Below are 23,641 nucleotides of genomic sequence, written 5' to 3'. Positions count from 1 at the left end.
TCCAGCAGAATTTTGCCTATGTGCTGGCTGCTTTCCATCAGTTGATGGGCTTCCGCTACTTTACTCAGGGGGAAGGTTCTATATATGACGGGCTTGATCAGCTGCTGTTCCAGTAATGGCCAGACAGTTTTGTACAGGTGTCTGGCAATTGGCCCTTTAAAATCGTTGCCTCTGGGGCGCAGTGTGCCACCTAGAATGCTGACACGGCGGCGCAGTATATGGCTCAGATTGATTTCAGCCTTGGCACCACCAAGCAGTGAAATGATAACTATGCGCCCGTCATCGGCAGCGGCTTCCAGTTCACGAGCCAGATAATCACCACCGGCCACCATGTCGAGAATGACATCAACACCTTCGCCCTGGGTTTCCTGTCGTACCACCTCAACAAAATCCTCGGTACGGTAGTTGATGCCTCGCACTGCCCCCAGTGCTTCGCAGGCGCGGCACTTCTCGTCAGTGCCTGCGGTGGCAAATACCCGGTATCCAAGTGCATGTGCCAGCTGAATGGCAAAAGTACCTATGCCACTGGTGCCACCCTGTACCAGCAAAGTTTCCTTGGCTCCTTTTGGACCCTGACCAAGACGGCCACGATCAAAAACATTACTCCAGACAGTGAATAACGCTTCAGGCAGAGCAGCTGCTTCCAGTGGAGTGAGTCCGGCAGGGATTGGCAGGCATTGTTGCAGTTCTGCAACGGCGTATTCAGCATAACCACCGCCTTGCATCAGGGCACAAACCTGATCGCCGATTTTAAAATCCAGCCAATTGTCGGCTGAAGCCAGATCACCACCAATGATTTCACCACTGACTTCCAGCCCTGGGATATCGGAGGCACCGGGTGGTACTGGGTAATTGCCCTGGCGCTGGAAAATATCCAGCCGGTTGATGCCGGCTGCTGCAACCTTGATTAAAATCTGCCCTTTAAAGGCTTCGGGTAAAGGGCGTTGTGCAGCTTGTAGAACCTCTGTACCACCGGGTTGTGTGATTTCAATGACTTGCATACTGGCCTCGCTCTATTGTTATTCTGTTATGCTACGCGGTTCGTGTACAACAAGGCGCTGCATATCACCTGTTCAGGATTCTGGCATTGATGCTGCTGGTGTCTTTTATGGTGCGCTTCTGGCGCGTTAATTTTCAACCCGGAGTTAAAAGATTAACCTCGGTTACTGAGCTCTACATTCTTCTGATGCAGGCGCTCGATCAGTTTGTAAATGATCTGATCCTTGATTTTTTCGCGTGCAGAAGGTGCCAGGCTTTTTAATGCCAGGCGGTTGCAGCGGAACAGCAGGGTTTGTTTCAGTGCTACAACACTGGCTGTACGTGCTGTATCTGTTAGAAAAGCGACCTCACCCACTGTTTCACCGGGTGGGATTTTGGCAATCGCGATTTCTTTGCCCTTTTCATTGGTCATACGAACTTCCAGCTCACCACTGAGCGGGATGTATAAGGTGGGATCAACAGATCCGGCTTTGATGATGTACTCGCCTTCTTCAGCCAGCACAATCATACCTTTGCCTTCCACCAGCAAGGCTTTGTCGGTTTCGTTAAAGTCTTTAAAAAAATCCAGTCGACTGAGTAGCTGGGTAATCTTGTGCCTGAGTGTGTTAATTTGTTTCATCCGTTCATCTTTCCTTGTCTGTGCTGAATGAATGCAAGAATAGCAGAGGTTCAGGTGGAAAAAACGTGATTCAGTTAAGTTTTTCAGACTCACTTATCGCAATAGTTCGCAATAGTTCGGACAGTTTTAAAGAAAGCCTGCTACCCGGATAATGGGGTTACCAAACTCAACCATCACCCGAACGCAGGCTTTCATGGAAATAGTCAATACGGTTGGACACATTCATGAAGGTTATGGGTTTTATCCTGCCTCTCAGGGAGGTTATGCCACCGCCAATGCCAGCAGTTGCCGCTGGGCAGATCCGGGTATGAACCCACCGCTGGTGTTGGATTTATCGGAACTCACGGCTGATAACGCATAAAGCTCACTGTGTCACCCGGCTGGATGTTGCTGCGCGGCGGCAAAACAGCCAGTGCATTGGCCCAGACCACCGAGCTGAGTACCCCGGAATTTTGGTTGGCAAAAGATTGCAGCTGCCATTGCCCATCCTGTAACTCTGCCCTGACGCGCAGATATTCCTGCCGGATTTGTGTGCGCCCACTGAACTGTGCTACACCCTGCTCCAGTGGCAGTTGACCGGATGTGTGCTGCCCAACCAGTTTTGCCAGCAATGGCCATAAAAACACCTGAGCACCCACAAATACCGAAACCGGATTACCCGGTAAACCAAGAAAAGCGGCCTTGCCGATCTGACCAAAAGCCACCGGTTTGCCCGGCTTCATCGCCAGCTTCCAAAGGTTTAGCTGCCCGAGTTTTTCCACTGCCGGTTTGATGTGATCTTCTTCGCCGACCGAAACACCGCCTGTGGATAAAATAAAGTCGGCCTGATCAGCTGCTTTTAACAGAGCCGCTTCCGTGGCTTGCTGGGTATCAGCAATATTGCCTAAATCCACCAGCTCTGCACCTAAGGATTGCAGCAGGCTGCTCAACATGGGGCGGTTGGAGTTGTAAATCTGCCCTGCTTGCAAGGGCTGCCCCGGCATCACCAGTTCATCCCCGGTTGCCAGTAAAGCCACCCTTGGGCGACGCAGCACTTGAACCTCTGCCTGTCCCACACTCGCCAGTAAACCGATATGGCGGTAATCCAGTCGGATTCCCTCCGGCACAACAACCTGCCCCAGGGTTATATCCTGTCCACAGGGGCGAACGTTTTGACCTTGTTGCAGCTCTGCGGGGATAACGACCTGACCGTCGGTGGTCAAAGTCACCACCTCCTGCATCACAACGGTGTCTGCACCAGCGGGAATTTCTGATCCGGTGAAAATACGGGCGCAGGTGCCCGGCTGCAGTGGCTGGGGTGCACTGCCTGCCGGTATACGTTGGGAAACAGTCAGCGTTTTGCCACGGTCAGCCCAGTTTATGGCATACCCATCCATGGCCGAGTTATCTGCCGGAGGCACGTTCACACCAGACACCACAGATTTTGCCGTGATGCGCCCGGTGATCTGATCGAGCGGCAGGCATTCTGATTCTTGAACGGGTTGAATGGATAACAACATCTGCTCAAGAGCAGTCGCAACCGGAGTCAGGGCAGGTGTTTGGGTCATATTGAGGCTCTTGAGTGTTATGTTAACTATGCAGCTGTTTGCCGTTCAGCAGGATACCGACAAAGTTGCAGGGTTTGTGACGGGCATCCAGTTGTTCCTGCAGGATTTTGTTCCAGCCGGTTTTGCAGGCTCCGGTGGAGCCGGGCAGGCAGAAGATGGCGGTGCGGTTGGCGAGTCCGGCCAGGCAGCGGGATTGCACGGTGGATGAACCGATTTCTTCATAAGAGACCTGCCGGAACAGCTCACCAAAACCTTCAATTTCAGTATCAAACAGCGGGCGCAAGGCTTCCGGAGTGGAGTCTCGACCGGTAAAACCAGTGCCGCCAGTAGTCAGGATCACCTGAATGGCTGGATCAGCAATCCACTGGCTGACCACGGCACGCATCTGGTACACGTCATCCGGTATCAGCTGACGATCAGCCAGTTGATGACCGGCTTGCTGCAGCATTTCTACTAGTGCATCACCCGATTTGTCTTCGGCCAGGGTGCGAGTATCCGACAGGGTCAGTACCGCAATCTGCAAGGGAATAAAATCCTGTGCCATCAGTGATCACCCCGTGCTTTACGAGCCGCTTCACGCTCAGCAAAAGCCTTGAGCTGTGCTTCTGTGGCGGGTTGCTGATACAAGTCTTTCCATTCTTCGTAGGGCATACCGTAGACGATTTCACGGGCTTCATCATAGTTCAGCTCTACATCCTGATCCTCAGCAGCAGCCATCAGCCACTTCGCCAGGCAGTTGCGGCAGAAGTCGGCCAAAATCATCAGGTCGATGTTCTGTACATCTTTGTTGTTATCCAGATGTTGCAGCAGACGACGAAAGGCGGCGGCTTCAATTTCAGTCTGTACCTGTGGGTCAAGGGCTTTCATCAGGGGGATGTCTCCATGCAAGGCAAAATGAACAGTTTGAATCTTTAACGAGGATGATAACCACAAAGAGAGTGCTATAACAGCAAACAAAAGGCTTCAGTCATTCAGATGAACAACTGAAGCCCTTGTTTTTAACAGTCGATCAGGATGCCTGAGTCTGACTCTTGGTCGTTCCGGTTTTTTGTGCTTCCAGCTCACTCTCACTGATCGCCTGATCCTTCACGGCTTCATACCAGAGATCATGATGCTGCTTCGCCCAGCTTTCATCGACGTAACCGGTTTTCATGCCTTCAAAGGCACCCTCGGTTCCGGCGGTGCCGATGTAGATGTGACCAAAAGAAGCGGCCATCAGGATCAGTGCACCGACACCATGCACCAGCAGAGTGGTCTGCATGGTTTCACGACCCTGACCAAAGTTGGGGAAGTCGGCAACCAGTCCGGAAATTACCACTGTCAGTCCCACCAGTGTGACAATCCAGAACCAGACCTTCTCACCACCGTTCAGGTAACCGGCTGGAGGATGACCTTTACCAACAATACCACCACCCTTGGCAAACCATTTCAGATCCACCAGGTTAAAGGCATTGTGGCGAATCCATTTTATGATCATCGCCAGCAACCCCAGAGCAAACAGCGGCCCCAGATAGTTGTGGATGTTCTTGGCAGCGGTCATAAAGGCGGCCCAGATGCCACCCGGTAGAATGGGTTGCAGGAACCACTTGGCGTACAACAGCATCAGGCCGGTGAAGCCCAGAATGATAAATAGGCTGGCAACATACCAGTGGATGGTGCGATCCATCCGCGTCCAACGCTCGAGCTTGCGACCGGTGCGTGGGTGCTCCAGTTTGACCGGGCCAAACAGTAACCAGAACAGTAAGAGTGCGGAAGCGCTGCCGCCCAGTGCAATCAAGCCACCGGGTGATACCCACTGGTTACGCCAGGTTCGCCACTGTTCACCTTCCACCATGATCAGGGTGTTGGCACCCGGACTGCGCGAGCTGGTGGTGCCGGAGACACCACCTTGTACATCTCGCCAGTAGTCGGGTGTGACTCCTGGTAGGGTTTGCATCAACTCGCGCCGTGCATCAGCAGGCTGACCGCTTTCCGGTTGAGCCACTGAGGGCAGGCTGAATAAACAGCCTGCCAGCAGCAGCGCAACCAGGCTGAGCCAGAGGCTGCCAGAGTTACGCTTGCAGTTTTTCATGGTTAGCTTCTCGCTGCATCAGTGGCCAGCTCAGCTGCCTGACGTGCCAGCTCGGTCAAGCCCGGTGCAGGTGGATTAGAACCCCAGGCACCATTTTTATGTCCACGGTAAACCACTCGCTCACGGAAGATATCCGCAACTTCTTGTGCATCACCGGCCAGCAAGGCTTTGGTGGAACACATTTCAGCACAGAGTGGCAGCTTGCCGTCTTTCAGGCGGTTGGCACCGTACTTTTGCTGTTCCAGTACTGGATCGCTTTCCGGACCACCGGCACAGAAGGTGCACTTGTCCATTTTGCCGCGTGCTCCGAAGGCACCCTGTTTCGGGAACTGCGGCGCACCAAAAGGACAGGCATAAAGGCAATAACCACAACCGATACAGGTGTCCTTGTTGTGCAGGATCAGGCCTTCTTCCGTCGGGTAGAAGCAGTTAGTTGGGCAAACCGCCATACAAGGTGCATCGGAGCAGTGCATACAGGCTACGGAGATAGAGACCTCCTTGCCAATTTCACCATCATCCAGAGTCACTACGCGGCGGCGCTGAATGCCCCACTCAGTTTCGTTGGCGTTTTTACAGGCCGTGACACAACCGTTGCACTCGATGCAGCGCTCTGAGTCACACAAAAATTTCATACGAGCCATGGTGTTCTCCTCTGGGATCAGGCTGCTTCAATTCGGCAGACGGTGGTTTTGGTTTCCTGCATCAAGGTGACCGGATCATAACCATAGGTGGTTACGGTGTTCACGGATTCACCCAGAACGTAGGGGTCACTGCCTTCCGGGTAGCGGCTGCGCAGATCTTCACCCTGGAAGCGTCCACCGAAGTGGAAAGGCATAAAGGCCACGTTGCGATCAACACGGTTGGTGACCAGTGCCTTGACCTTGGCTTTGCCGCCTTCCGGCCCATAAACCCAGACATCCTGGCCATCACGAATGCGCAGGGTGTTGGCGTTGAAGGGGTTGATCTCCACAAACATGTCTTGCTGCAACTCAGCCAGCCAAGGGTTGGAACGGGTTTCGTCACCACCACCTTCGTATTCCACCAGACGACCGGAGGTCAGAATGATCGGGAATTCGGCGGAAGTGTCGCGCTGCTGGATCGACTTGTAGAGCGTCGGCAGGCGGAAGATGGACTCAAAGTCATCCCAGGTGGGGTATTTGGCAACCAGATCACGGCGGGTGGTGTAGAGGGGTTCACGGTGTTTCGGAATGGCATCCGGGAAGGTCCACACAATGGTACGTGCCTTGCCGTTACCGAACGGCGCACAGCCATGTTTGATGGCAACACGCTGGATACCGCCAGACAGATCGGTTTTCCAGTTTTTACCTTCAGCAGCTTTTTTCTCTTCCGCTGTCAGGTCATCCCACCAGCCAAGCTGTTTCAGCAAATCAGCAGTGAACTCGGGGTGACCGTCACCGATTTCATTGCCAACCGGAGCAGAACCTTCTGCCAGCAGGGTGACACCGTTGCGCTCAACACCGAAGTTGGCACGGAAACCGAGGCCACCGTCTTTGACCGGCAGGCTGGTGTCATACAAGATGTGGGTACCAGGGTGTTTCATCTCGGCAGTACCCCAGCAAGGCCAGGGCAGGCCATAAAACTCACCATCTGCTTCAGTACCAACGCCGCGCAGGCTGGTGAAATCAAAGGCATGCCAGTTTTGTTGATGGTATTTCAGGCGTTCCGGGCTCTGGCCGGTATAACCGATGGTCCACATGCCACGGTTGTATTCGCGCACGATATCTTCAATCAGTGGCTCGTTGCCATTCACCTTGATCTGTTTGGTTAGCTCCTGAGCAAAGCCCAGTTTTTTGGCAAACAGGTACATGATTTCATGATCGGATTTGGACTCGAAGTGAGGCTCAATCACCCTGTCGCGCCATTGGATAGAGCGGTTGGATGCGGTCACGGAACCGTAGGTTTCAAACTGGGTACAGGCTGGCAGCAGATACACACCATCGGTGCGGTCGTTCATGACAGCGGCAACCGTGGGGTAAGGATCCACAATCACCATCATATCCAGCTTTTTCATGGCTTCGCGCATTTCCGGGCCACGGGTCTGGGAGTTAACAGCATGCCCCCAGTAAAACACCGCACGCAGGTTATCTTTCTGCGCAATTTTTTCTTTATCTTCCAGTACACCATCCACCCAGCGAGAGACGGGAATGCCGGTGGCATTCATGGGCTTGGTGCCACGGTAGGTGTTCTGGTCAAAGCGGTTTTTCAGCCACGCAAAATCCACATTCCATACACCAGCCCAGTGTTTCCAGGAGCCTTCAGCCAGACCGTAATAACCCGGCAGGGAGTTTGAGAGCACTCCAAAGTCAGTAGCACCCTGTACGTTATCGTGACCCCGATAAATATTGGCACCGCCGCCGGATTTGCCGGTATTGCCCAGCGCCAGTTCCAGAATGCAATAAGCACGAGTGTTGTTGTTGCCGGTAGTGTGCTGGGTTCCACCCATACACCACACAACGCAGCCGGGGGTGTTGTCGGCCAGCATTTTGGCGACCTTGTACATCTGGGCTTCACCCACACCGGTGATATCTTCCACAACGGCAGGTGGGAACTGTTCAACTTCTTTACGGATTTCGTCCATGCCGTAAACACGCTGTTTGATGTATTCCTTGTCTTCCCAGCCATTTCTGAAAATGTGCCACAGCAGACCCCAGATGTAAGCCACGTCCGAGCCGGAGCGAATACGCACATACTCATCAGCCTTGGCTGCAGTGCGGGTGTAACGCGGATCAACTACGACCACTTTACAGTTGTTGCGTTCTTTCGCAATCAGGGTGTGCTGCATGGAAACCGGGTGGGCTTCCGCCGCGTTGGAGCCGATAAACAGAATCGACTTGCTGTTTTGCATGTCGTTGTAACTGTTGGTCATCGCACCATAGCCCCAGGTGTTGGCAACTCCGGCGACGGTGGTGGAGTGGCAGATACGCGCCTGGTGATCCACGTTGTTGGTACCCCACAGGGAGGCAAACTTGCGGAACAGGTAAGCCTGTTCGTTGTTGAACTTGGCAGAACCTAGCCAGAACACTGAGTCAGGACCGGACTCTTCACGAATCTGCAGGGTTTTGTCACCAATTTCGTTGATGGCTTGTTCCCAGGAGAGTTTTTTCCACTTGCCGCCTTCGAGTTTCATCGGGTATTTCAGGCGACGGGTAGAATGACCATGATGGCGCAGGGCAGCACCCTTGGCGCAATGAGCACCCTTGTTGATCGGGTGATCAAAGGCTGCTTCCTGATAAGTCCAGACACCTTCCTGTACATGGGCATAAACACCACAACCCACCGAGCAGTGGGTACAGATGGTACGTTTCACTTCCACTGGTGCAGTGGACTTTGCTGTTTTTGCTTCGGCCTTGCGAATCATGCCCTGACCGAGCAGGCCAGTGGCAGCCAAACCACCAGCCGCAACACTGGTTCCCTTCAGAAAGCCACGACGGCTGACGCCGAGTCCTTCACTCTGTGCCGCATCAGTGCTGGCAGCAGTTTTTTTGGTTAAACGCATCTTGGTTCCCCTTTATTCTTGTCGATTCAGCGGCAACTGGCGTAATAAGCGCGGATATGATCCGTTTCGTGGTAACCCTGTACCTGTTCATCCGGCAATTCAGTGACTGACTGTTCTGCGGCCAGTGTATTGGCGGATACTGCGACCAGACCGGCAGCAGCAGAAGCACCAGCCAGGCCTTTCAGAAACCGACGACGCTCGAGCTGATTCGTTGCGCTGGTTTTATTGTTTTGCATGGTTTTCCCCATCTCTTATCTGATGTTGTTCGTATCAACCCTTGTTGAATTGCAAGCTTGGAGCCAGAGGCACGCAAGCCAAAGGGAAGAAAAGTCGGCTTTTAATCCACCAAAACCAGCAGAGGTTTTTATAGGCGAGTCATTTTGACGCAGCATAAAAAAGCCGACAGTTGCTTTTTGTCTCAGGGCATTTTCTGTAAAAGAAAAATCGACTAGTCTGTTGACCAGCAAGAGCAGTACAACCGCTGGGAGGCAGGCAAGATGGCAAGTCTGGAAGCCGAAAGAGCCATCAACGCCTGATACTGCCAGCTCAAGCTGGGTTGTAGAGTTGTACCGTTTGTTGTGGCAAGGATGCCAGCTGACTCAGATGGTTTTTTTCCAGCTGAAAAAACGCCTCTGCCAGCTCTGCAACGGCCTGATAAAACACCGCACTGGATGCCTGCTGGATATCACGACACAAGGGTTCCACCCACTCTGCCAAGTGGCGGCTGAAAAAAGTCGCTTGAAGCTCATCGCTCTTGCCTTGTTGGATCAACAAAGACATCACCTCACACAGGGCAGCCAGATTATCCTCCGGCTCCTTGCTATGTTCTTCACGCTCAAACCCCAGCAGTTTCAGATCCTTGCGCAGCTCAATCAGTGGTGCTTCCATGATGGAGCCGGTCAGATACCAGGAAGCAAAAGGGGTCACCTCACCCTGCCCGATACCAATAAACAGGGGTAAAAACTCTTCTTCAACTGCCGTAGCACTGGTTTGTTGTGCGGCAAGGCGCAGCAGTTGCCAGCCACGAGTCATCTTGCCCTTCTGGCTGGTGTCGATCTCCATCTGCTGCAGAAACTCCAGCAGTTCCGCGCTGGGAGGTGTGCGAAATAATGCCGCCAGTAAAGCATAAATATCAGCACGTAATGCTTGGTTTTCCTGATTCATGGTCGAGTTCCTTTACAGTCGCAGTTGGGCTTCGGGGTCAGCTGCCAGTTCGCGGTAGCTGTCACGGACACGGCAGTCTTCACACATCTGCAGTCTTTTTGCTGCCTCACCCTGGAAATAGCTGTGGTTTTCCAGCTTTTTCATGATGCTGTTGATGGTGCTGCTGCTGCCAAAAGCCTTGCCGCAACTGATGCAATGAAAAGGCTCTTCTTCTTTTAAGGTACGTTCATTCAGACGAATACCGGGTGCTGGAGCAAAACGAGCTTCCAGTCGAATAGCCTGCTCCGGACAGACACTGGAGCAGAGGCCACATTGCACACAATCAGCTTCCAGAAAGGCCAGACGGGGTGCTTCATTATTACCACCACGCAGGGCACCGGTAGGGCAAATCGCCACACAACCCATACAAAGGGTGCAGGCATTGGTATTCAGTAATACCTGCCCATAGGGTGCTGAAGTTGACAGTGTCACAGGTTCTTCGAGGGCTTCACCCTGCTCGAACAGTCGCTCCAGTGCAGCATTTAAGGTGGCTCGTTTGCCCTGCCATTCAAATGGATCCGTTGGTGGCTGGTTATGCCAGTGGCTCAGTTGTTGATCCAGCTGCAACAGTTCCTGACCCAGCTGTTGTTCATTCACCAGTTGAATGCGTTGTGCCGGATGCCCCATGGCGGCCAGTAACTGCCCAGCCAGTGCTACTTCACTGCGCAGCAGTTTTTGCAGGCTGGGTGGTGTGTTTTCAGTCAACTGGATGGCAACAAAGGTACAACCAGCTGCCAGCATCGACATCCAGATTTCAATACCAACACCCGCGGCTTCTTCCAGAGCCAGAGGTAAAACAAAATCCGGTAGTTGTTGTAAATCTGGCTGTGCCTCTGCGGCATGAATCAACAGCGCGGGGTGTTCACCACCAGCCTGAGAATAACTGCTAATTAACTGGCGCAGTTGGGTCAGCTGGCTTTGTGGCTGAGGGGAGACAAAACTTAAAGCACCCGTCGGGCAAGCAGTGGTGCAACTACCTGCGCCATGGCACAGGGCGGTATTCACCTGAATAATAAAGTCGTGTGAGGCAGTATTGTTATGGCTGCTGATGGCATCAGCCGGGCAAACATCCAGGCAGCGAGTACAGCCGGTTTTGCCTCGATCGGCATGGGCGCAGATGTCATTATTCACCTGAATATAAGCCGGTTTTTCAAATTCACCTTGCAAACCATCCAGCTCACCCAGCACTTCATAAAAAGAAGCAGCATCCGGTGCAACAGCATAATAACCGGGCGGTGACAGTTCATTTTGCAAGGTGGGTTGTGTACCCAGATCCAACACCAGATCAAAATGCTCCTGACCGATCAGTGCTTTTGCCGGATTAAAGGCGTCCTGCTGGTTATCCCTGACCAGCAGTTCAAAAGCACCCAGCCAACCCTTCAGGCTGCTGATGGGGGCATAAATGACTTTGGCATCAGCAGCGCTGGACATTGCGCTTTCCAGATGTAAATCATCCTGATTACTGACACCACCCTGAGCCAGCAGAGTGATGGAACGTAACCCCTTGATCTGTTCTGCGGCCAGCCGAGCCAGATCTTCCGGGCCGATAATCAGCAGGTGGCCGTTACTCCGGTAACTGATGCTGTTGCTCTGGGTCATCAGTAGTGGTGGCAAGCTGTTGATCGCTTGTTTCTGTGCCAGACGGTTGATATTCGGTTCTGTCATGGTGGGTCTGCTCATCATCTATTGTGTTTTTATCTGCTGCTGTATTGTTATCCAGCAAATCTTCGATCTGCTCTTTTGCCCACTGGCGAACCTTGCCTGCAGCTTCAGCACTTAACAGAGGCATCTGGCTGTAATCCTCGGCATATTCATCCAGTGGGCAACGAAAATTAAATTCCGGTTGGTGAAACAGTTTTCTCAGTGCCTGTTGTTTTAATTCCGTGCTGACCTTGCTGGAAAAAAACATCGAAACATCACTGCCTGCATGAAGTGAGTCCACATCGGGCAGTTCTATTTCTTCGTTCGTTTGTTGATTGGGAAGCTCGGGTGAAGTTTTTGCCACGGGCTGTTGATCCGCTGCCAGCGCTTCTTCAGGTAAAGGCTGGGTCAGCGTCTCATTTTGTTGCTGTTTACGCTTGGACCAGCGCTGCAAAAAGGCATCACTCATGCTGAGGTTCCTCACGAGGTTGACCACGCATGCGACGCTTGGCATCACGGGGATCAACCCACTCACCGTGATGTGCCATAAATGCCTCGATCCAGGCGTGAATGGCAGCGGGCATCGGAAGATCCAGCACTGGTTGCCCGGCATCCATATAGTCAGCGGCTTCGTCCTGACAGGCGCTGATGATTCTGGGAATCATGCCTTCTTCGCGTTCTTCACAAATTACAAACAGCTTGGGTGCCTGAGAGGAAAGATTAAACCGGTAAGCACTGCGTTCATCCCGGTATAACTGCAGTTGCAGCGGAACAGCATCGGCATGCTGCAGGGGTTGATGGCTGACTTCGGCAACCTGCCACTGAATGCTTTCCCAGCCGCGAGACAGGCTGACTTTTTTATCCAGGCGTAACCATAGGTGCCAGAGGTTAAGGGTGGGTGTGTGTGCTTGAGTCACCGGATTGATCCCCGTATGGAATATATCAGGAATAAACAGCAAACCCTGTGCCGTGGCGGCAGGGAGAATAAACTAAAATTGACGGATGGATTTGAGGCTGGAAAGCCCAAAAAAAGGCGATCAAAAGCTAGTGTATAGAGAGGGTGATAGAAAGAAGCGGGTCAAAATGACCCGCTGGTAATCAGTCGATCTGAGTCAGACGCAACTCTTTAGGCATGGAAAAGGTGATGTTTTCCGGACGACCGGCCAGTTCCTGTGGTGCATCAGCACCCCATTCAATCAGCTGCTGAATCACATCCCGAACCAGAATTTCTGGGGCGGAGGCTCCAGCGGTGATACCGATACTACGGATATTCTCCAGCCACTCTTTTTTTAAGTTGTCAGCACCATCAATCAGAAAAGCACGGGCACCCATGCGTTCGGCCAGCTCGCGTAAACGATTGGAGTTGGAGCTGTTGGGGCTGCCAACCACCAGCACTAGGTCAGAATTTTCGGCCAGGGTTTTGACTGCATCCTGACGGTTCTGGGTGGCGTAACAGATATCATCTTTACGCGGGCCGCTGATGTTAGGAAAACGCTGGCGCAGGGCATCAATCACCCGTGCGGTGTCATCCATCGACAGGGTGGTCTGGGTGACATAAGCCAGATGATCGGGATTACTGACCTGCAGTTGGCTGGCGTCAGCCTCATTTTCAACCAGATAAATTTTGCCACCATGACGAGTGTCGTAACGCCCCATGGTGCCTTCCACTTCTGGATGACCGGCATGACCGATCAACACACACTCCTGCCCCAGGCGGGCATAACGCAAGACTTCCATGTGTACCTTGGTCACCAGCGGGCAGGTGGCATCAAAGACTTTTAGGTTGCGTCGCTCAGCTTCCTGTTGCACAGCATGAGAAACCCCGTGAGCAGAAAAAATCACGATCACATCGTTCGGTACTTCATGCAGTTCATCCACAAAAATCGCACCACGATCCCGCAGGGACTCAACCACAAAGCGGTTGTGCACCACTTCATGTCGGACATAAATGGGAGGGCCGAACACATCCAGCGCACGGTTAACAATTTCGATGGCACGATCCACTCCGGCACAAAAACCGCGAGGATTGGCAAGCTGGATGGACAGGGTCATAGACATTCTCGCCGGATGGGTTATTGGATGGAAACAGGTTTGACGTCCAGAATTTCCACTTCAAAAGTCAGGGTGCGTCCTGCCAGTGGATGATTAAAATCCACCTGTACCTGACGATCATTCACTTCGGCAATCATACCTGGCAACTCACCACCGGCCTTGTCGGTGAAGCCCAGAATCATGCCCACTTCCAGCTCATCAATATTGGAAAAATCCGAGCGGGACAACAGCTGTACATTGCTGGGATTGTGCTGACCAAAAGCTTTTTCCGGTGGTACGGTGAAGGTTTCGCGCTGACCGGCCATCAGCCCTTGCAGGCAGGCTTCAAAACCCTCCGGCAGATTACCATCTCCAATAATCAGGTGTGCTGGATCACGATCAAAGGTGGAGTCAACAGGCTGACCATCTTCCAGTAATAGGGCAAAGTGCAGGGTGACCTGAGTACCAGCACCGATTTTTAAATCATTCATGGGATTTCCACAGCAGAATAAGAAAAGTTGCCGAATTTTAGCACGCTGGACAGAGAGTGAGTAACCATCTCGACTTGTGCAGCAGGTGATTGGTTCACTGGTCAGGTTGCTGCTATTCTGGTGATCTATGAAAGGAAGGCATCCGATGCTAAAAGCACTGACTGAACTGGCTGAAAACAATCCATATATTCTGGCGTTATGGTTATACGGCTCGCGTGCGCGAGGTGATGCCGGAGCGACCAGTGATTATGATCTGGCGGTGATTTTTTCCAGTTGGGAACCGGATCCGCTGGAAAGACGGCTGCGTCCGGAAGTTCTGACCCTAGATTGGCAGCAGGCTCTGGATTTGCCAGAAGGTCACATCAGTATTGTGGATTTGGCTTGTTGTCCGGTTCCTCTTGGGTGGAGTGTTCTTTCTGAAGGAAAATTGCTGGTGGATAAACAGCCACCGATTCGCATGACCATCGAGTCCAGAATCTTCTCCATCTGGGAGTTGGATTATATGTACCCTCAAACTATTCACCTTCAAACAAGGTTGAACTGAAATGGTTCCTGTTGCGCCAAGTTACCTCTTCTCTTTGACCGAGCATGTGAATGAGTGTGAAAGAGATCTGCTGTTGCTGAAAACAAAACTGGATTCCCAGCCCTGGTCGCGATTTGAAGAACTGGCTGCTGAGCGCAGTTTGCAGCTTTTGATCGAAGCGGCAATCGGTGCAGCCAAACACTGGGCTAAAGCAGTTTCTGGGCAGACAGTAAACGAAGGGTTAAAAGCCTTCCAATATCTGGAAAGCGCAGGACTGATACAGAGCAACCAGCCATGGAAAAAAGTCATCGGATTGCGTAATGCGCTGGTGCATGACTATCTGGATGTAGATCCTGAAATAGTCCAGTCAGTGATTCAGAAGGGTTATTTCCAGCAACCTCTGAACTTTGTTCGTCAGGCTGTTGTTGCTCTGGGTTAGTTGGATCGTTGCGCTTCCTTGCCAAAAAACGATTGCCAGATCAGTAGTACCGCACCAACAGTGATTCCGGCATCGGCAATATTGAAGGCGGGAAAATACCGCTGGTTCCAGTGGACAGCTAGGAAGTCGACCACATACCCATAAAAGAAGCGGTCGTGCAGGTTGCCCAGTGCGCCACCCAGGATTAATGCCAATGCCAGCGCGGTAATTTTTTCACTGGGTTGCAGGCGATTTAGCCAGCCATAAATAACCAGGCTGGCAACCAATGCCAGCAGTACAAAAAACCAGCGCTGCCAGCCACCGGCATTCGCCAGAAAGCTGAAGGCAGCACCGGTGTTGTGCAGCAGCACCAGATCAAACACCGGCAGTACTTCTATGCGCTGACCATAAAACAGATGGCTGCTGATCCAGGCTTTGCTGCCCAGATCCAACAGGATGACCAGTGCCGCCAGCAGCAGCCAGATCAGGCTGCTGCGTCTGGGTTTCAGGCTGACCAGAGCGGTGTTAAACCAATCAGGCATAGTGGCGTTGCTCACCTTCACCATCCGGCAGGTTGCTGATACAACGACCACACAACTCAGGATGTTCGGCATGGCTGCCAACGTCATCACGGTGATGCCAGCAGCGTACACACTTGGTGTGTTGTGAGGCGGCTACTTCAACCTTGAGGTCGTCCAGATCCGTGCTGCGGGCATCAACACCTTCTGCCAGTGGTCGCAGAGTGACTTCTGAAGTCAGCAGCACAAAACGCAGCTCATCACCGAGTTTTTGCAGATCCGTCAGCAGGGCATCACCGGCATAGAGTGTGACTTCAGCAGCCAGTGAACCTTTCACCAGCTTCTCGTTACGGGCATCTTCCAAACACTTGTTCACGCTGTCTTTCACTTCCACCAGACGTTCCCAGTATTCACGTCCCAGCTCGCCGCTATTTTGTAGAGCAAACAGGCCGTCATACCAGGTGGTGAACAGTACGGATTGAGGACGTTCACCCGGCAGGGCTTCATTAATTTCTTCAGCAGTGAAGCTGAGGATCGGGGCAATCCAGCGGATCAGGGCTTCAGCGATATGATACAAGGCGGTCTGGCAGGAACGACGTCCACGAGAATCCTCCTGCATGGTGTACTGGCGATCCTTGATGATGTCGAGATAAAAACCACCCAGTTCGCGTACACAGAAGTGGTGTACCTGCTGGTAAACATCCAGGAAACGGTAGGTGTCAAACGCATCGGTGATGCGCTGCTGCAACTGCAGAGCGGCATCCACTGCCCAGCGATCCAGAGCCAGTAACTCATCCTGTGGTAACAGATCACGCGCCGGATCAAAACCATTCAGGTTGGAGAGCAGGAAACGTGCAGTGTTGCGGATACGGCGGTAAGAGTCCGCAGTGCGCTTGAGGATTTCATCAGAAACCGCCATCTCACCGGAGTAGTCGGTGGACGCAACCCACAGGCGCAGAATGTCAGCACCCATCTTGTCCATCACTTCCTGCGGCGCTACCACGTTGCCCATGGATTTGGACATCTTGCGACCCTGAGCATCCACGGTAAAACCGTGAGTCAGGAGGGCGCGGTAAGGTGGATGACCATCAATGGCACAACCGGTCAGCAGTGAGGAGTGGAACCAACCACGGTGCTGGTCGGAACCTTCCAGATACAAGTCGGCACGTGGGCCTTCAGCATGTCCCAGTGGATGGGAACCACGCAGCACGTGCCAGTGGGTGGTGCCGGAATCAAACCACACATCCAGTGTGTCGGTGACTTTATCGTAGTTGTCAGCTTCTGCACCCAGCAGTTCAGTCGCATCCAGCTGGAACCAGGCATTAATGCCCTGCTGCTCCACCTTTTGTGCCACCAGCTCCATCAGTTCTTCGGTGCGTGGATGCAGTTCACCTGTTGCCTTGTGCAGAAAAAATGGCAGCGGTACACCCCAGTTGCGCTGGCGCGAGATGCACCAGTCAGGGCGGTTGGCAATCATTGAGTGCAGGCGAGCCTGTCCCCAGCCGGGTACAAATTCGGTTTGTTCAATACCCGCCAGGGCTTTTTCGCGCAGGGTTTTGCCATCAGTTTTGCTGGGAATATCCATACCCACAAACCACTGAGCGGTGGCACGGTAGATCACCGGAGTTTTGTGACGCCAGCAGTGCATGTAGCTGTGGCTGATTTTTTTGTGGTTCATCAGCGCGCCCACTTCACGCAGTTTTTCAACAATCTGCGGGTTGGCTTTCCAGATCATCTGGCCGCCAAAAAATGGCAGATCTTCAGCATAAACACCGTTGCTCTGTACCGGGCTGATGATGGCGTCAAATTCCATGCCGTGAGCACGGCAGGAGATAAAGTCATCCATACCGTAAGCTGGGGCTGAGTGGACAATACCGGTGCTGCCGACTTCCGCTTCAACATAATCAGCCAGATAAACTGGCGACAGGCGATCATAAAACGGATGACTGAAGCGGATGTTTTCCAGTGTTTCACCACGGGTGGTGGCAATCACGGAGCCATCCAGCTCATAACGCTCCAGACAAGAGGCCACCAGCGGCTCAGCCAACAGCAGCAGACGATCACCCGCATCCACTAAGGCATAGGTGAACTCTGGGTGGACATTCAGTGCCTGGTTGGCGGGAATAGTCCAAGGGGTGGTGGTCCAGATCACCACGGCTGCCGGTTTGGGCAGGCTGGTCAGACCAAAGGCCTTAGCCAGTTGTTCGTTGTCTGCACAGGTGAAGGCCACATCAATGGCATCGGATTGTTTGTCAGCATATTCAACTTCAGCTTCAGCCAGCGCTGAACCACAGTCAAAACACCAGTTCACCGGCTTGAGTCCTTTGAAGACAAAACCGCCCTTGACCATTTCTGCCAGCGCGCGGATTTCACCCGCTTCGTTGCTGTAATCCATGGTGCGGTAGGGTGCTTTCCAGTCACCAATCACGCCCAGACGGATAAAGTCCTGCATCTGGCCTTTGATCTGTTCACCGGCGTATTCGCGGCAGAGTTCACGTGCTTTATCAGCAGGTAGGTTTTTGCCGTGGGTGACTTCAACCTTGTGTTCAATTGGCAGACCGTGACAATCCCAGCCGGGCACATAAGGTGCGTCAAAACCCGACAGGGTGCGGGATTTGATAATAAAATCCTTGATGATCTTGTTAACAGCATGACCGATGTGGATGTTGCCGTTGGCATAAGGAGGGCCATCGTGCAGTACAAACTTGGGACGATCCTTGCCCTGCTCACGCAGGCGGGCATAAAGATCCATATCCTGCCACTGCTGCAAGCGCTCCGGCTCCTTGCTGGGCAGGTTGCCGCGCATCGGAAAGCTGGTTTCCGGCAGGTTAAGAGTGTGCTTGTATTGGTCCGTATTTTTATCGGTCATGGTCGGGTCATCAAGGTTGCGGTTAACTGGAAAAATCAGATGGGTGCAGCAGCCAGCAGAGGTGGAACACCGGAGCGCAGCCAGACTTCACCGGGCTGCCACTGTGGATCCTGCTGCTGAAAAAAATGGATGCACCGGGTTATATCAGCAGCTATCTGTGCCTTCAGTGCATCCAGGCCATCAAATTTCTGCTCGTTACGAATCCTGGCAAGAAAAAATACCTCCAGCCTTTTGCCGTACAGGTTGCCATCAAAACCCGGCAGGTGGGTTTCCAGTGCCGGTAGCAGTCCATCGACGGTTGGACGCAGGCCAATATTGGCAATGCCGGGGCGTGATAAACCATTCGGCATTTTTACCATCACACAAAATACACCGTTTAATGCCGGTTTGCGGTCACCCAGCAACAGATTGGCCGTGGGTACACCGAGAGTGCGTCCCAGTTTACGGCCATGAACTACACGTCCGGCAATTTTGTACGGGCGACCCAGTAAACGAGCGGCATCAGCCAGATTAGCAGCATCCAGAGTAGCACGTACACGGGTGCTGGAAACTCGCTCACCATCCAGCAGGCAGGTGTTGGTGTGTTCAACACTGAAGCCGTATTTTGGCCCCATTTTTTCTAACAGATGAAAATCACCGGCGCGATCACAGCCAAAACGGAAATCATCACCCACCACCAGATGGCGCACAGCCAGGCCATCCACCAACACTTGCTGAATAAATGCCTCGGCAGTCAGCTGACGCAGGCGGCTGGTGAACTGCAGGCAAACAATTCGTTCAGCGCCATATTCAGTCAGGCGTTCCACTTTTTCACGAAAGCGGTTCAGCCGTGGTGGGGCTTGTTCCCCGGCAAAAAACTCGCGTGGTTGAGGTTCAAACACCATCACTGTTGTGGGCTGGCGCAGGCGCGCAGCAATTTCTCTCACTTGCTGAAGAATCTGCTGATGCCCCAGATGCACACCATCAAAATTGCCGATGGTGGCTACACAGCCTCGGTGCTGGGCACGCAAATTGTGGATGCCGCGAATCAGTTCCATTCAAGCTCGATCAGTTGGGTCAGTGTTGAGAAAACAACCTCGGGATTATATAGAAAAGACCGGATGGATAATAGCCGCGCCTTGATGCCGGATCAGTTAGGGCATTGAGTTTCCAGGTTTTGTGGTGGCTCGGAATTAATCCGGATGCGGCCAGCCGGTGACAGGGTGATACCACGAGCAGATTGGTAACGAAAACCGGTGCAAGGCAGCAGGGTGCCACCTGATCCTCGATCAGGTAAAGGTCTTAACACCAGTGGGCTGGTATTCAGAATCACCGAATGCCCATAACCGGGATAGTGTTGCAAGGGTTGGAGGTTGTTATCCATCAACAGCAGCCCGCCTTGGTTGCTGGTGTTGCTCTGGCAACTCTGACCGTTATCAGACACACACAAAGTCAGCATCTGGTTGAATACGCTGGCCTGTAAACGAGCTGATGCCAGAATACCCTGCAGGCGATTCAGTTCAGCTGCCTGTCGGTGGATTTCCAGTGTTTGCTGATAAGTAGGCAGAGCGTAACCCAGCAGAATACTCAGTAATAACATAGCCAGCAGCAGATCAAATAGGTGGATGCCCTGCTGCTGAAAACGTCTCACGGACAACCTCTGGGTAGTGGGCAAGCAGGGCAGTCATCCGCGCTGAAGGACTCAACACCTCCGCTGTGATTTAAATCCTGCAGCAAGGTAATGCAATCCTGATGGAGTTTCAGTTGATGCATAACCAAGCTGCGACTCAGATCTGCAGTCCCCATTTGGATTAATAACAGGGTCAGAAACATAAAAACGAGTAGCGGTGCCAGTAAAAACCCGCGTTGATACGTCACTCATCTTCCTCCTCGCGCAGAGCACGAATACCAGTAACCAGCAGGCGCAAATGTCCATCATCCGGTGGTTGCAGGATCTCATCCCATAATTCGATGCTTCTAGATTTTGCCTTGATACTCACAGGACTGGTTAACAAGAAAGCAAAATGAACATGGGTGATGCTGGAGTAGATCGTGGCTTCTGATGCGGTTAACCAGCGTTTTTGATCACTGCAATAAAACCGGAAGCGTAACAACTCAACCTGATCAACCAACGTTTGTGAGGCAGTCAGTGAGTCAGAGTTTTCTCGGGATAAGCCCTTGTGTGCCAAACCAAAACCATGGGTCTTTTCATCCAAATGCCAGAGACTGTAATCCGGCTCACTATTATTGCCTTTTTTCATAAAGAGCCAGTCAGAGCTGCGAAACTGGTTAAAGCCAGTAGCGGCTAGATCAAAACCACCCAGATCTACAGAAGTTACAGATCGGTTGGGATAAGGTTGACTGGCGGCTCCCACCGCTAAAACCGCTGTTGCAGTGGTGATGTCCCGGCTGATCGCCAGATCTGCCAGTCGTGCCTTGTCCTGCAGGCGCAGCTGGGCGTAGTTTCTGGCTTGTTGTTGGGAGAGTGAAGCCAGCAGCTCTGTGGCGGCCAGTAACAGCAGGCTTCCGAGCAGGCTAACCAGCAAAACTTCCAGTAGCGTAAACCCCCGGATTTTGTGCATTTATGCACCTCCGGTATTTTTTGCTCGTGGCCGCTCCAGTTGCCTCAGGCCACTGGGTGATTGCCATTCCAGTATTAGTCGCTGGGCATTAAGCTGTGCTTTTAACTGTGGCAGCTTTTCCAGTGCCTCACACCAGAGTGTCAGATCAGCTTGACTACTGGTTTTGCATTTTCCTGATGCAAGGCTGGACTGGATTGCCCCATTGTTGCTGTTATCAACAGCAAGCTGGCGAACCAGATGATCAGCCGTGGCGGCAGCAAGTTCTCTTTGTTGCATTAATAACAGCGTGCGCTGACTGCTTAACAGATATTGACTGGTCATTAATGCCATGCCACTGATCAGCAACAGACTGACCAGTAGCTCCATCAGGGTGAAGCCGTGCAGGGTATTACGGGGGGCAATGGGCAGCATGATAACCTCCCTGAAGCGAATCAATCCTTTAGAGAAGTGTAGAAAAAAAAGGCAAGTAGGGTTCGTTGGAGTGGCTGCTTTATTGATCTGAGTCTTACGGGTTACAAATATTAAATTTTTTTAACGGAAAGTAATGCGATATCTGCAATCAAGAGTGGCGCAGGTGCCTTAAGCGTATGCCTGCCAGTAGCAATAAAACGCCATAACCCAGTGCACCGGCCACAACAACGAGCGCTAATCGTAAAATACGCTCCTGCAGACTCCACATCAGCCAGACTTCCGTCGCAGGGGATAACCACAGGAGTAATGACACCAAACCACTGAGCGCCAGTAATAGCTGCAAGGCGTAACGCCCCCATCCGGCAGACCAGCGTAATACCCCTTCACGGCGCAGGCCACGTGCCAGCCAGAAAGCATTCAGGAATGCCGAGGCAGCTGTTGCCAGTGCCAGACCAGCATGTGCCAAAGGTACAATCAGCAGCAGATTAAACACCATATTGGCAGCCATGGCCTTGATGCCAATACGCACCGGGGTGCGGGTATCCTGACGGGCAAAATAGCCCGGTGCCAACACCTTGATCAGCATAAATGCCAGCAGACCCAGCGCATAAGCCTGTAATGCCAGTGCGGACATCTCCACATCATAAGCAGTCATGGCACCGTACTGGAACAGGGTGATCAGCAGAGGTTGTGCCAGTAACACCAGTGCCAGCGCGGCAGGCAGACCAATTAACAACACCATGCGAACCGCCCAGTCCAGCAGCTGTGAAAACTTGTCTGCATCTGCCGTGGCGTGCTGGCGCGACAGGGTAGGCAGAATCACCGTGGCAATGGCAATACCAAAAACACCCAGCGGCAGTTCGACCAGCCGATCAGCATAATACAACCAGCCAACACTGCCATCGGTCAGAAAAGAGGCCAGTACGGTATCCAGTAAAAGGTTGATCTGGCTGACGGAAACCCCGAACAGAGCCGGTGCCATCAGGCGTAAAATACGGCGCACGCCTTCATGTTTCCATCGTGGTCGAGGCAGTGGCAACAAACCCACCTGAGCCAGAAAAGGCAGCTGAAATGCCAACTGCACCATACCGGCAATTAACACACCCCAAGCCAGAGCCTCAGCAGCGGAGCCAACCAGTGGTGTCAGAAACAGCGCACAACCGATCAGGCTCAGATTCAGAAAAACCGGGGTGATGGCGGGGATGGCAAAACGCCCCCAGGTGTTCAGAATACTGCCGGAAAAAGCCGTCAGCGAAATCAGCAGCAGATAAGGAAAGGTGATGCGCAGCAGATCGGCGGTCATGGCCTGTTTATCAGGATCACTGGCAAAACCGGGTGCAAACACCCATACCAGCGCAGGAGCCAGCAGCATCGCCAGACTGGTTAGTGCCAGCAGTGACAACCCTAGGCAACCTGCTACGGAATCAATCAACAGGCGGATTTCAGCGCGGGTTTTTTTCTCGGCATATTCTGCCAACACTGGAATAAAAGCCTGGTTAAAGGCACCTTCTGCAAACAGGCGGCGTAAAAAGTTGGGGATTTTAAAAGCAATAAAAAAGGCATCAGCAGCCCCACCGGCACCCACCAGCGTAGCAATCACTATGTCGCGGATCAGGCCAAGAATACGCGATATAAACGTCATGGCACTGACAATCAGCCCGGAACCAAGCAGGCCGCGCTTTTTCGGCGGTGGCTGATTGTTGATGGATTGATCCTGTGTCGGACTGTGTGATGTCATCAAAGATGCTCAGACTGGCAAGTGATCTGAAATAAAAGACACAAAAAAACCGGCATTATGCCGGTTTTTCTGCAAACAGCCCAGATGGATCAGGCTGCTTTCAGTGCTTTCACACGAGCATTCAGGCGGCTCTTGGTACGAGCAGCCCAGTTCTTGGTGAATACACCCTTGTCAGCAATACGGTCGATAACCGGCTGAGCGGCGCGGAATTCAGCCATGGATTTTTCCCAGTCACCGGCCTGAACAGCTTTCAGGACACGCTTGATGTGGGTACGAACCATGGAACGCAGGCTGTTGTTGTGCAGGCGACGTTTTTCGGATTGAAGCGCACGCTTCTTGGCAGACTTGATGTTGGCCACGATAACTCCTTGGAGTCTTGCTGATGATCGTAAGAATCTGATGCCGTTCTTGAACGGTTAACCAGACAGAACCCTCATAAATAAGGGGAAGCGGATTCTAGCATGGTGTTAATGCATAAACCAGC

General features: G+C 52.6%; 27 protein-coding genes. 3 read left to right on the top strand and 24 right to left on the bottom strand.

Annotation, left to right across the window (positions count from 1 at the left end):
- Positions 1–1,001 (bottom strand): NAD(P)H-quinone oxidoreductase (locus tag IBX50_RS07615; protein ID WP_292254703.1); only part of this gene is annotated, 1,001 nt, incomplete at its 3' end.
- A 152-nt stretch (positions 1,002–1,153) separates the two neighbouring features.
- Positions 1,154–1,618 carry a cyclic nucleotide-binding domain-containing protein gene (locus tag IBX50_RS07610; RefSeq protein ID WP_292254701.1) on the bottom strand — a complete coding sequence of 155 codons (465 nt, stop codon included), beginning with the start codon at positions 1,616–1,618 and terminating at the stop codon, positions 1,154–1,156.
- Between the two features lie 193 nt (positions 1,619–1,811).
- Here IBX50_RS07610 and IBX50_RS07605 point away from each other — a divergent pair, with 193 nt between their 5' ends.
- Positions 1,812–1,979: a hypothetical protein gene (locus tag IBX50_RS07605; protein ID WP_292254699.1), complete on the top strand. Its 168-nt coding sequence runs from the start codon at positions 1,812–1,814 to the stop codon at positions 1,977–1,979.
- On the opposite strand, the gene glp is transcribed toward IBX50_RS07605, so the two are convergent.
- The 13 genes from glp to fkpB all read right to left on the bottom strand — a co-directional run bounded on the left by glp (position 1,960) and on the right by fkpB (position 14,119).
- Complete coding sequence (gene glp / locus IBX50_RS07600) at positions 1,960–3,165, bottom strand: gephyrin-like molybdotransferase Glp (protein ID WP_292254697.1); 1,206 nt, start codon at positions 3,163–3,165, stop codon at positions 1,960–1,962. The genes IBX50_RS07605 and glp overlap by 20 nt on opposite strands.
- A 22-nt stretch (positions 3,166–3,187) precedes the next feature.
- Positions 3,188–3,709: a molybdenum cofactor biosynthesis protein B gene (gene moaB, locus IBX50_RS07595; protein ID WP_292254695.1), complete on the bottom strand. Its 522-nt coding sequence runs from the start codon at positions 3,707–3,709 to the stop codon at positions 3,188–3,190.
- Entirely contained in the window at positions 3,709–4,032 is a 324-nt protein-coding gene (locus IBX50_RS07590) for a DUF1244 domain-containing protein (RefSeq protein WP_292254693.1), read from the bottom strand. The genes moaB and IBX50_RS07590 overlap by 1 nt, the downstream gene beginning before the upstream one ends.
- A gap of 142 nt (positions 4,033–4,174) precedes the next feature.
- Positions 4,175–5,236, bottom strand: coding sequence for a formate dehydrogenase subunit gamma (locus tag IBX50_RS07585; protein ID WP_292254692.1), 1,062 nt, complete (start codon positions 5,234–5,236; stop codon positions 4,175–4,177).
- A gap of 2 nt (positions 5,237–5,238) precedes the next feature.
- Positions 5,239–5,877 (bottom strand): formate dehydrogenase FDH3 subunit beta, encoded by a 639-nt coding sequence (gene fdh3B / locus IBX50_RS07580; RefSeq protein ID WP_292254690.1) that lies wholly within the window; start codon positions 5,875–5,877, stop codon positions 5,239–5,241.
- Between the two features lie 17 nt (positions 5,878–5,894).
- A complete protein-coding gene (locus IBX50_RS07575) occupies positions 5,895–8,753 on the bottom strand; it encodes a molybdopterin-dependent oxidoreductase (protein ID WP_292254689.1) in 2,859 nt (952 codons plus the stop codon).
- 26 nt (positions 8,754–8,779) lie between these two features.
- Positions 8,780–8,989 (bottom strand): twin-arginine translocation signal domain-containing protein, encoded by a 210-nt coding sequence (locus IBX50_RS07570; RefSeq protein WP_292254687.1) that lies wholly within the window; start codon positions 8,987–8,989, stop codon positions 8,780–8,782.
- A 310-nt stretch (positions 8,990–9,299) separates the two neighbouring features.
- Positions 9,300–9,917, bottom strand: a complete 618-nt coding sequence (locus tag IBX50_RS07565) for a molecular chaperone TorD family protein (protein WP_292254685.1) — start codon at positions 9,915–9,917, stop codon at positions 9,300–9,302.
- Positions 9,918–9,929: 12 nt separating this feature from the next.
- Entirely contained in the window at positions 9,930–11,621 is a 1,692-nt protein-coding gene (locus tag IBX50_RS07560) for a 4Fe-4S binding protein (RefSeq protein ID WP_292254684.1), read from the bottom strand.
- Positions 11,521–12,066: a DUF3306 domain-containing protein gene (locus IBX50_RS07555; protein ID WP_292254683.1), complete on the bottom strand. Its 546-nt coding sequence runs from the start codon at positions 12,064–12,066 to the stop codon at positions 11,521–11,523. Before IBX50_RS07555 ends, IBX50_RS07560 begins: the two co-directional genes overlap by 101 nt.
- The gene (locus IBX50_RS07550; protein ID WP_292254682.1) at positions 12,059–12,514 is read right to left on the bottom strand and encodes a DUF3305 domain-containing protein; all 456 of its coding nucleotides are present in this window, start codon (positions 12,512–12,514) and stop codon (positions 12,059–12,061) included. The genes IBX50_RS07555 and IBX50_RS07550 overlap by 8 nt, the downstream gene beginning before the upstream one ends.
- 181 nt (positions 12,515–12,695) lie before the next feature.
- Positions 12,696–13,649, bottom strand: a complete 954-nt coding sequence (gene ispH, locus IBX50_RS07545) for a 4-hydroxy-3-methylbut-2-enyl diphosphate reductase (protein ID WP_292254681.1) — start codon at positions 13,647–13,649, stop codon at positions 12,696–12,698.
- Between the two features lie 20 nt (positions 13,650–13,669).
- Positions 13,670–14,119 (bottom strand): FKBP-type peptidyl-prolyl cis-trans isomerase, encoded by a 450-nt coding sequence (gene fkpB, locus IBX50_RS07540; RefSeq protein ID WP_292254680.1) that lies wholly within the window; start codon positions 14,117–14,119, stop codon positions 13,670–13,672.
- Positions 14,120–14,264: 145 nt separating this feature from the next.
- On the opposite strand from fkpB, the gene IBX50_RS07535 reads away from it, so the two are divergent.
- Both IBX50_RS07535 and IBX50_RS07530 read left to right on the top strand, forming a co-directional pair.
- Positions 14,265–14,663, top strand: coding sequence for a nucleotidyltransferase domain-containing protein (locus IBX50_RS07535; RefSeq protein ID WP_292254679.1), 399 nt, complete (start codon positions 14,265–14,267; stop codon positions 14,661–14,663).
- Position 14,664: 1 nt separating this feature from the next.
- A complete protein-coding gene (locus IBX50_RS07530; protein ID WP_292254678.1) occupies positions 14,665–15,081 on the top strand; it encodes a DUF86 domain-containing protein in 417 nt (138 codons plus the stop codon).
- Here the strand turns inward: IBX50_RS07530 and lspA are convergent.
- The 9 genes from lspA to rpsT all read right to left on the bottom strand — a co-directional run bounded on the left by lspA (position 15,078) and on the right by rpsT (position 23,516).
- Positions 15,078–15,602 (bottom strand): signal peptidase II, encoded by a 525-nt coding sequence (gene lspA, locus IBX50_RS07525; protein WP_292254676.1) that lies wholly within the window; start codon positions 15,600–15,602, stop codon positions 15,078–15,080. The genes IBX50_RS07530 and lspA overlap by 4 nt on opposite strands.
- Positions 15,595–18,447, bottom strand: a complete 2,853-nt coding sequence (ileS, locus tag IBX50_RS07520) for an isoleucine--tRNA ligase (protein WP_292254675.1) — start codon at positions 18,445–18,447, stop codon at positions 15,595–15,597. The genes lspA and ileS overlap by 8 nt, the downstream gene beginning before the upstream one ends.
- Positions 18,448–18,482: 35 nt before the next feature.
- Positions 18,483–19,484, bottom strand: coding sequence for a bifunctional riboflavin kinase/FAD synthetase (ribF, locus tag IBX50_RS07515; protein ID WP_292254673.1), 1,002 nt, complete (start codon positions 19,482–19,484; stop codon positions 18,483–18,485).
- Between the two features lie 92 nt (positions 19,485–19,576).
- Positions 19,577–20,077, bottom strand: coding sequence for a GspH/FimT family protein (locus tag IBX50_RS07510; protein ID WP_292254672.1), 501 nt, complete (start codon positions 20,075–20,077; stop codon positions 19,577–19,579).
- The gene (locus IBX50_RS07505; protein ID WP_292254670.1) at positions 20,074–20,304 is read right to left on the bottom strand and encodes a hypothetical protein; all 231 of its coding nucleotides are present in this window, start codon (positions 20,302–20,304) and stop codon (positions 20,074–20,076) included. Before IBX50_RS07505 ends, IBX50_RS07510 begins: the two co-directional genes overlap by 4 nt.
- Positions 20,301–21,008, bottom strand: a complete 708-nt coding sequence (locus IBX50_RS07500) for a prepilin-type N-terminal cleavage/methylation domain-containing protein (protein WP_292254669.1) — start codon at positions 21,006–21,008, stop codon at positions 20,301–20,303. The genes IBX50_RS07505 and IBX50_RS07500 overlap by 4 nt, the downstream gene beginning before the upstream one ends.
- Positions 21,009–21,419 (bottom strand): prepilin-type N-terminal cleavage/methylation domain-containing protein, encoded by a 411-nt coding sequence (locus IBX50_RS07495; protein ID WP_292254668.1) that lies wholly within the window; start codon positions 21,417–21,419, stop codon positions 21,009–21,011.
- A 148-nt stretch (positions 21,420–21,567) separates the two neighbouring features.
- Entirely contained in the window at positions 21,568–23,157 is a 1,590-nt protein-coding gene (gene murJ / locus IBX50_RS07490) for a murein biosynthesis integral membrane protein MurJ (RefSeq protein WP_292254667.1), read from the bottom strand.
- Positions 23,158–23,246: 89 nt separating this feature from the next.
- Positions 23,247–23,516 (bottom strand): 30S ribosomal protein S20, encoded by a 270-nt coding sequence (gene rpsT, locus IBX50_RS07485; protein WP_292254666.1) that lies wholly within the window; start codon positions 23,514–23,516, stop codon positions 23,247–23,249.
- Positions 23,517–23,641: the final 125 nt, after the last annotated feature.

The sequence above is a fragment of the Marinospirillum sp. genome, assembly GCF_014859565.1.
Note: the sequence above shows the minus strand (reverse complement) of the source record. Positions and strands in the feature narration are given on the sequence as shown.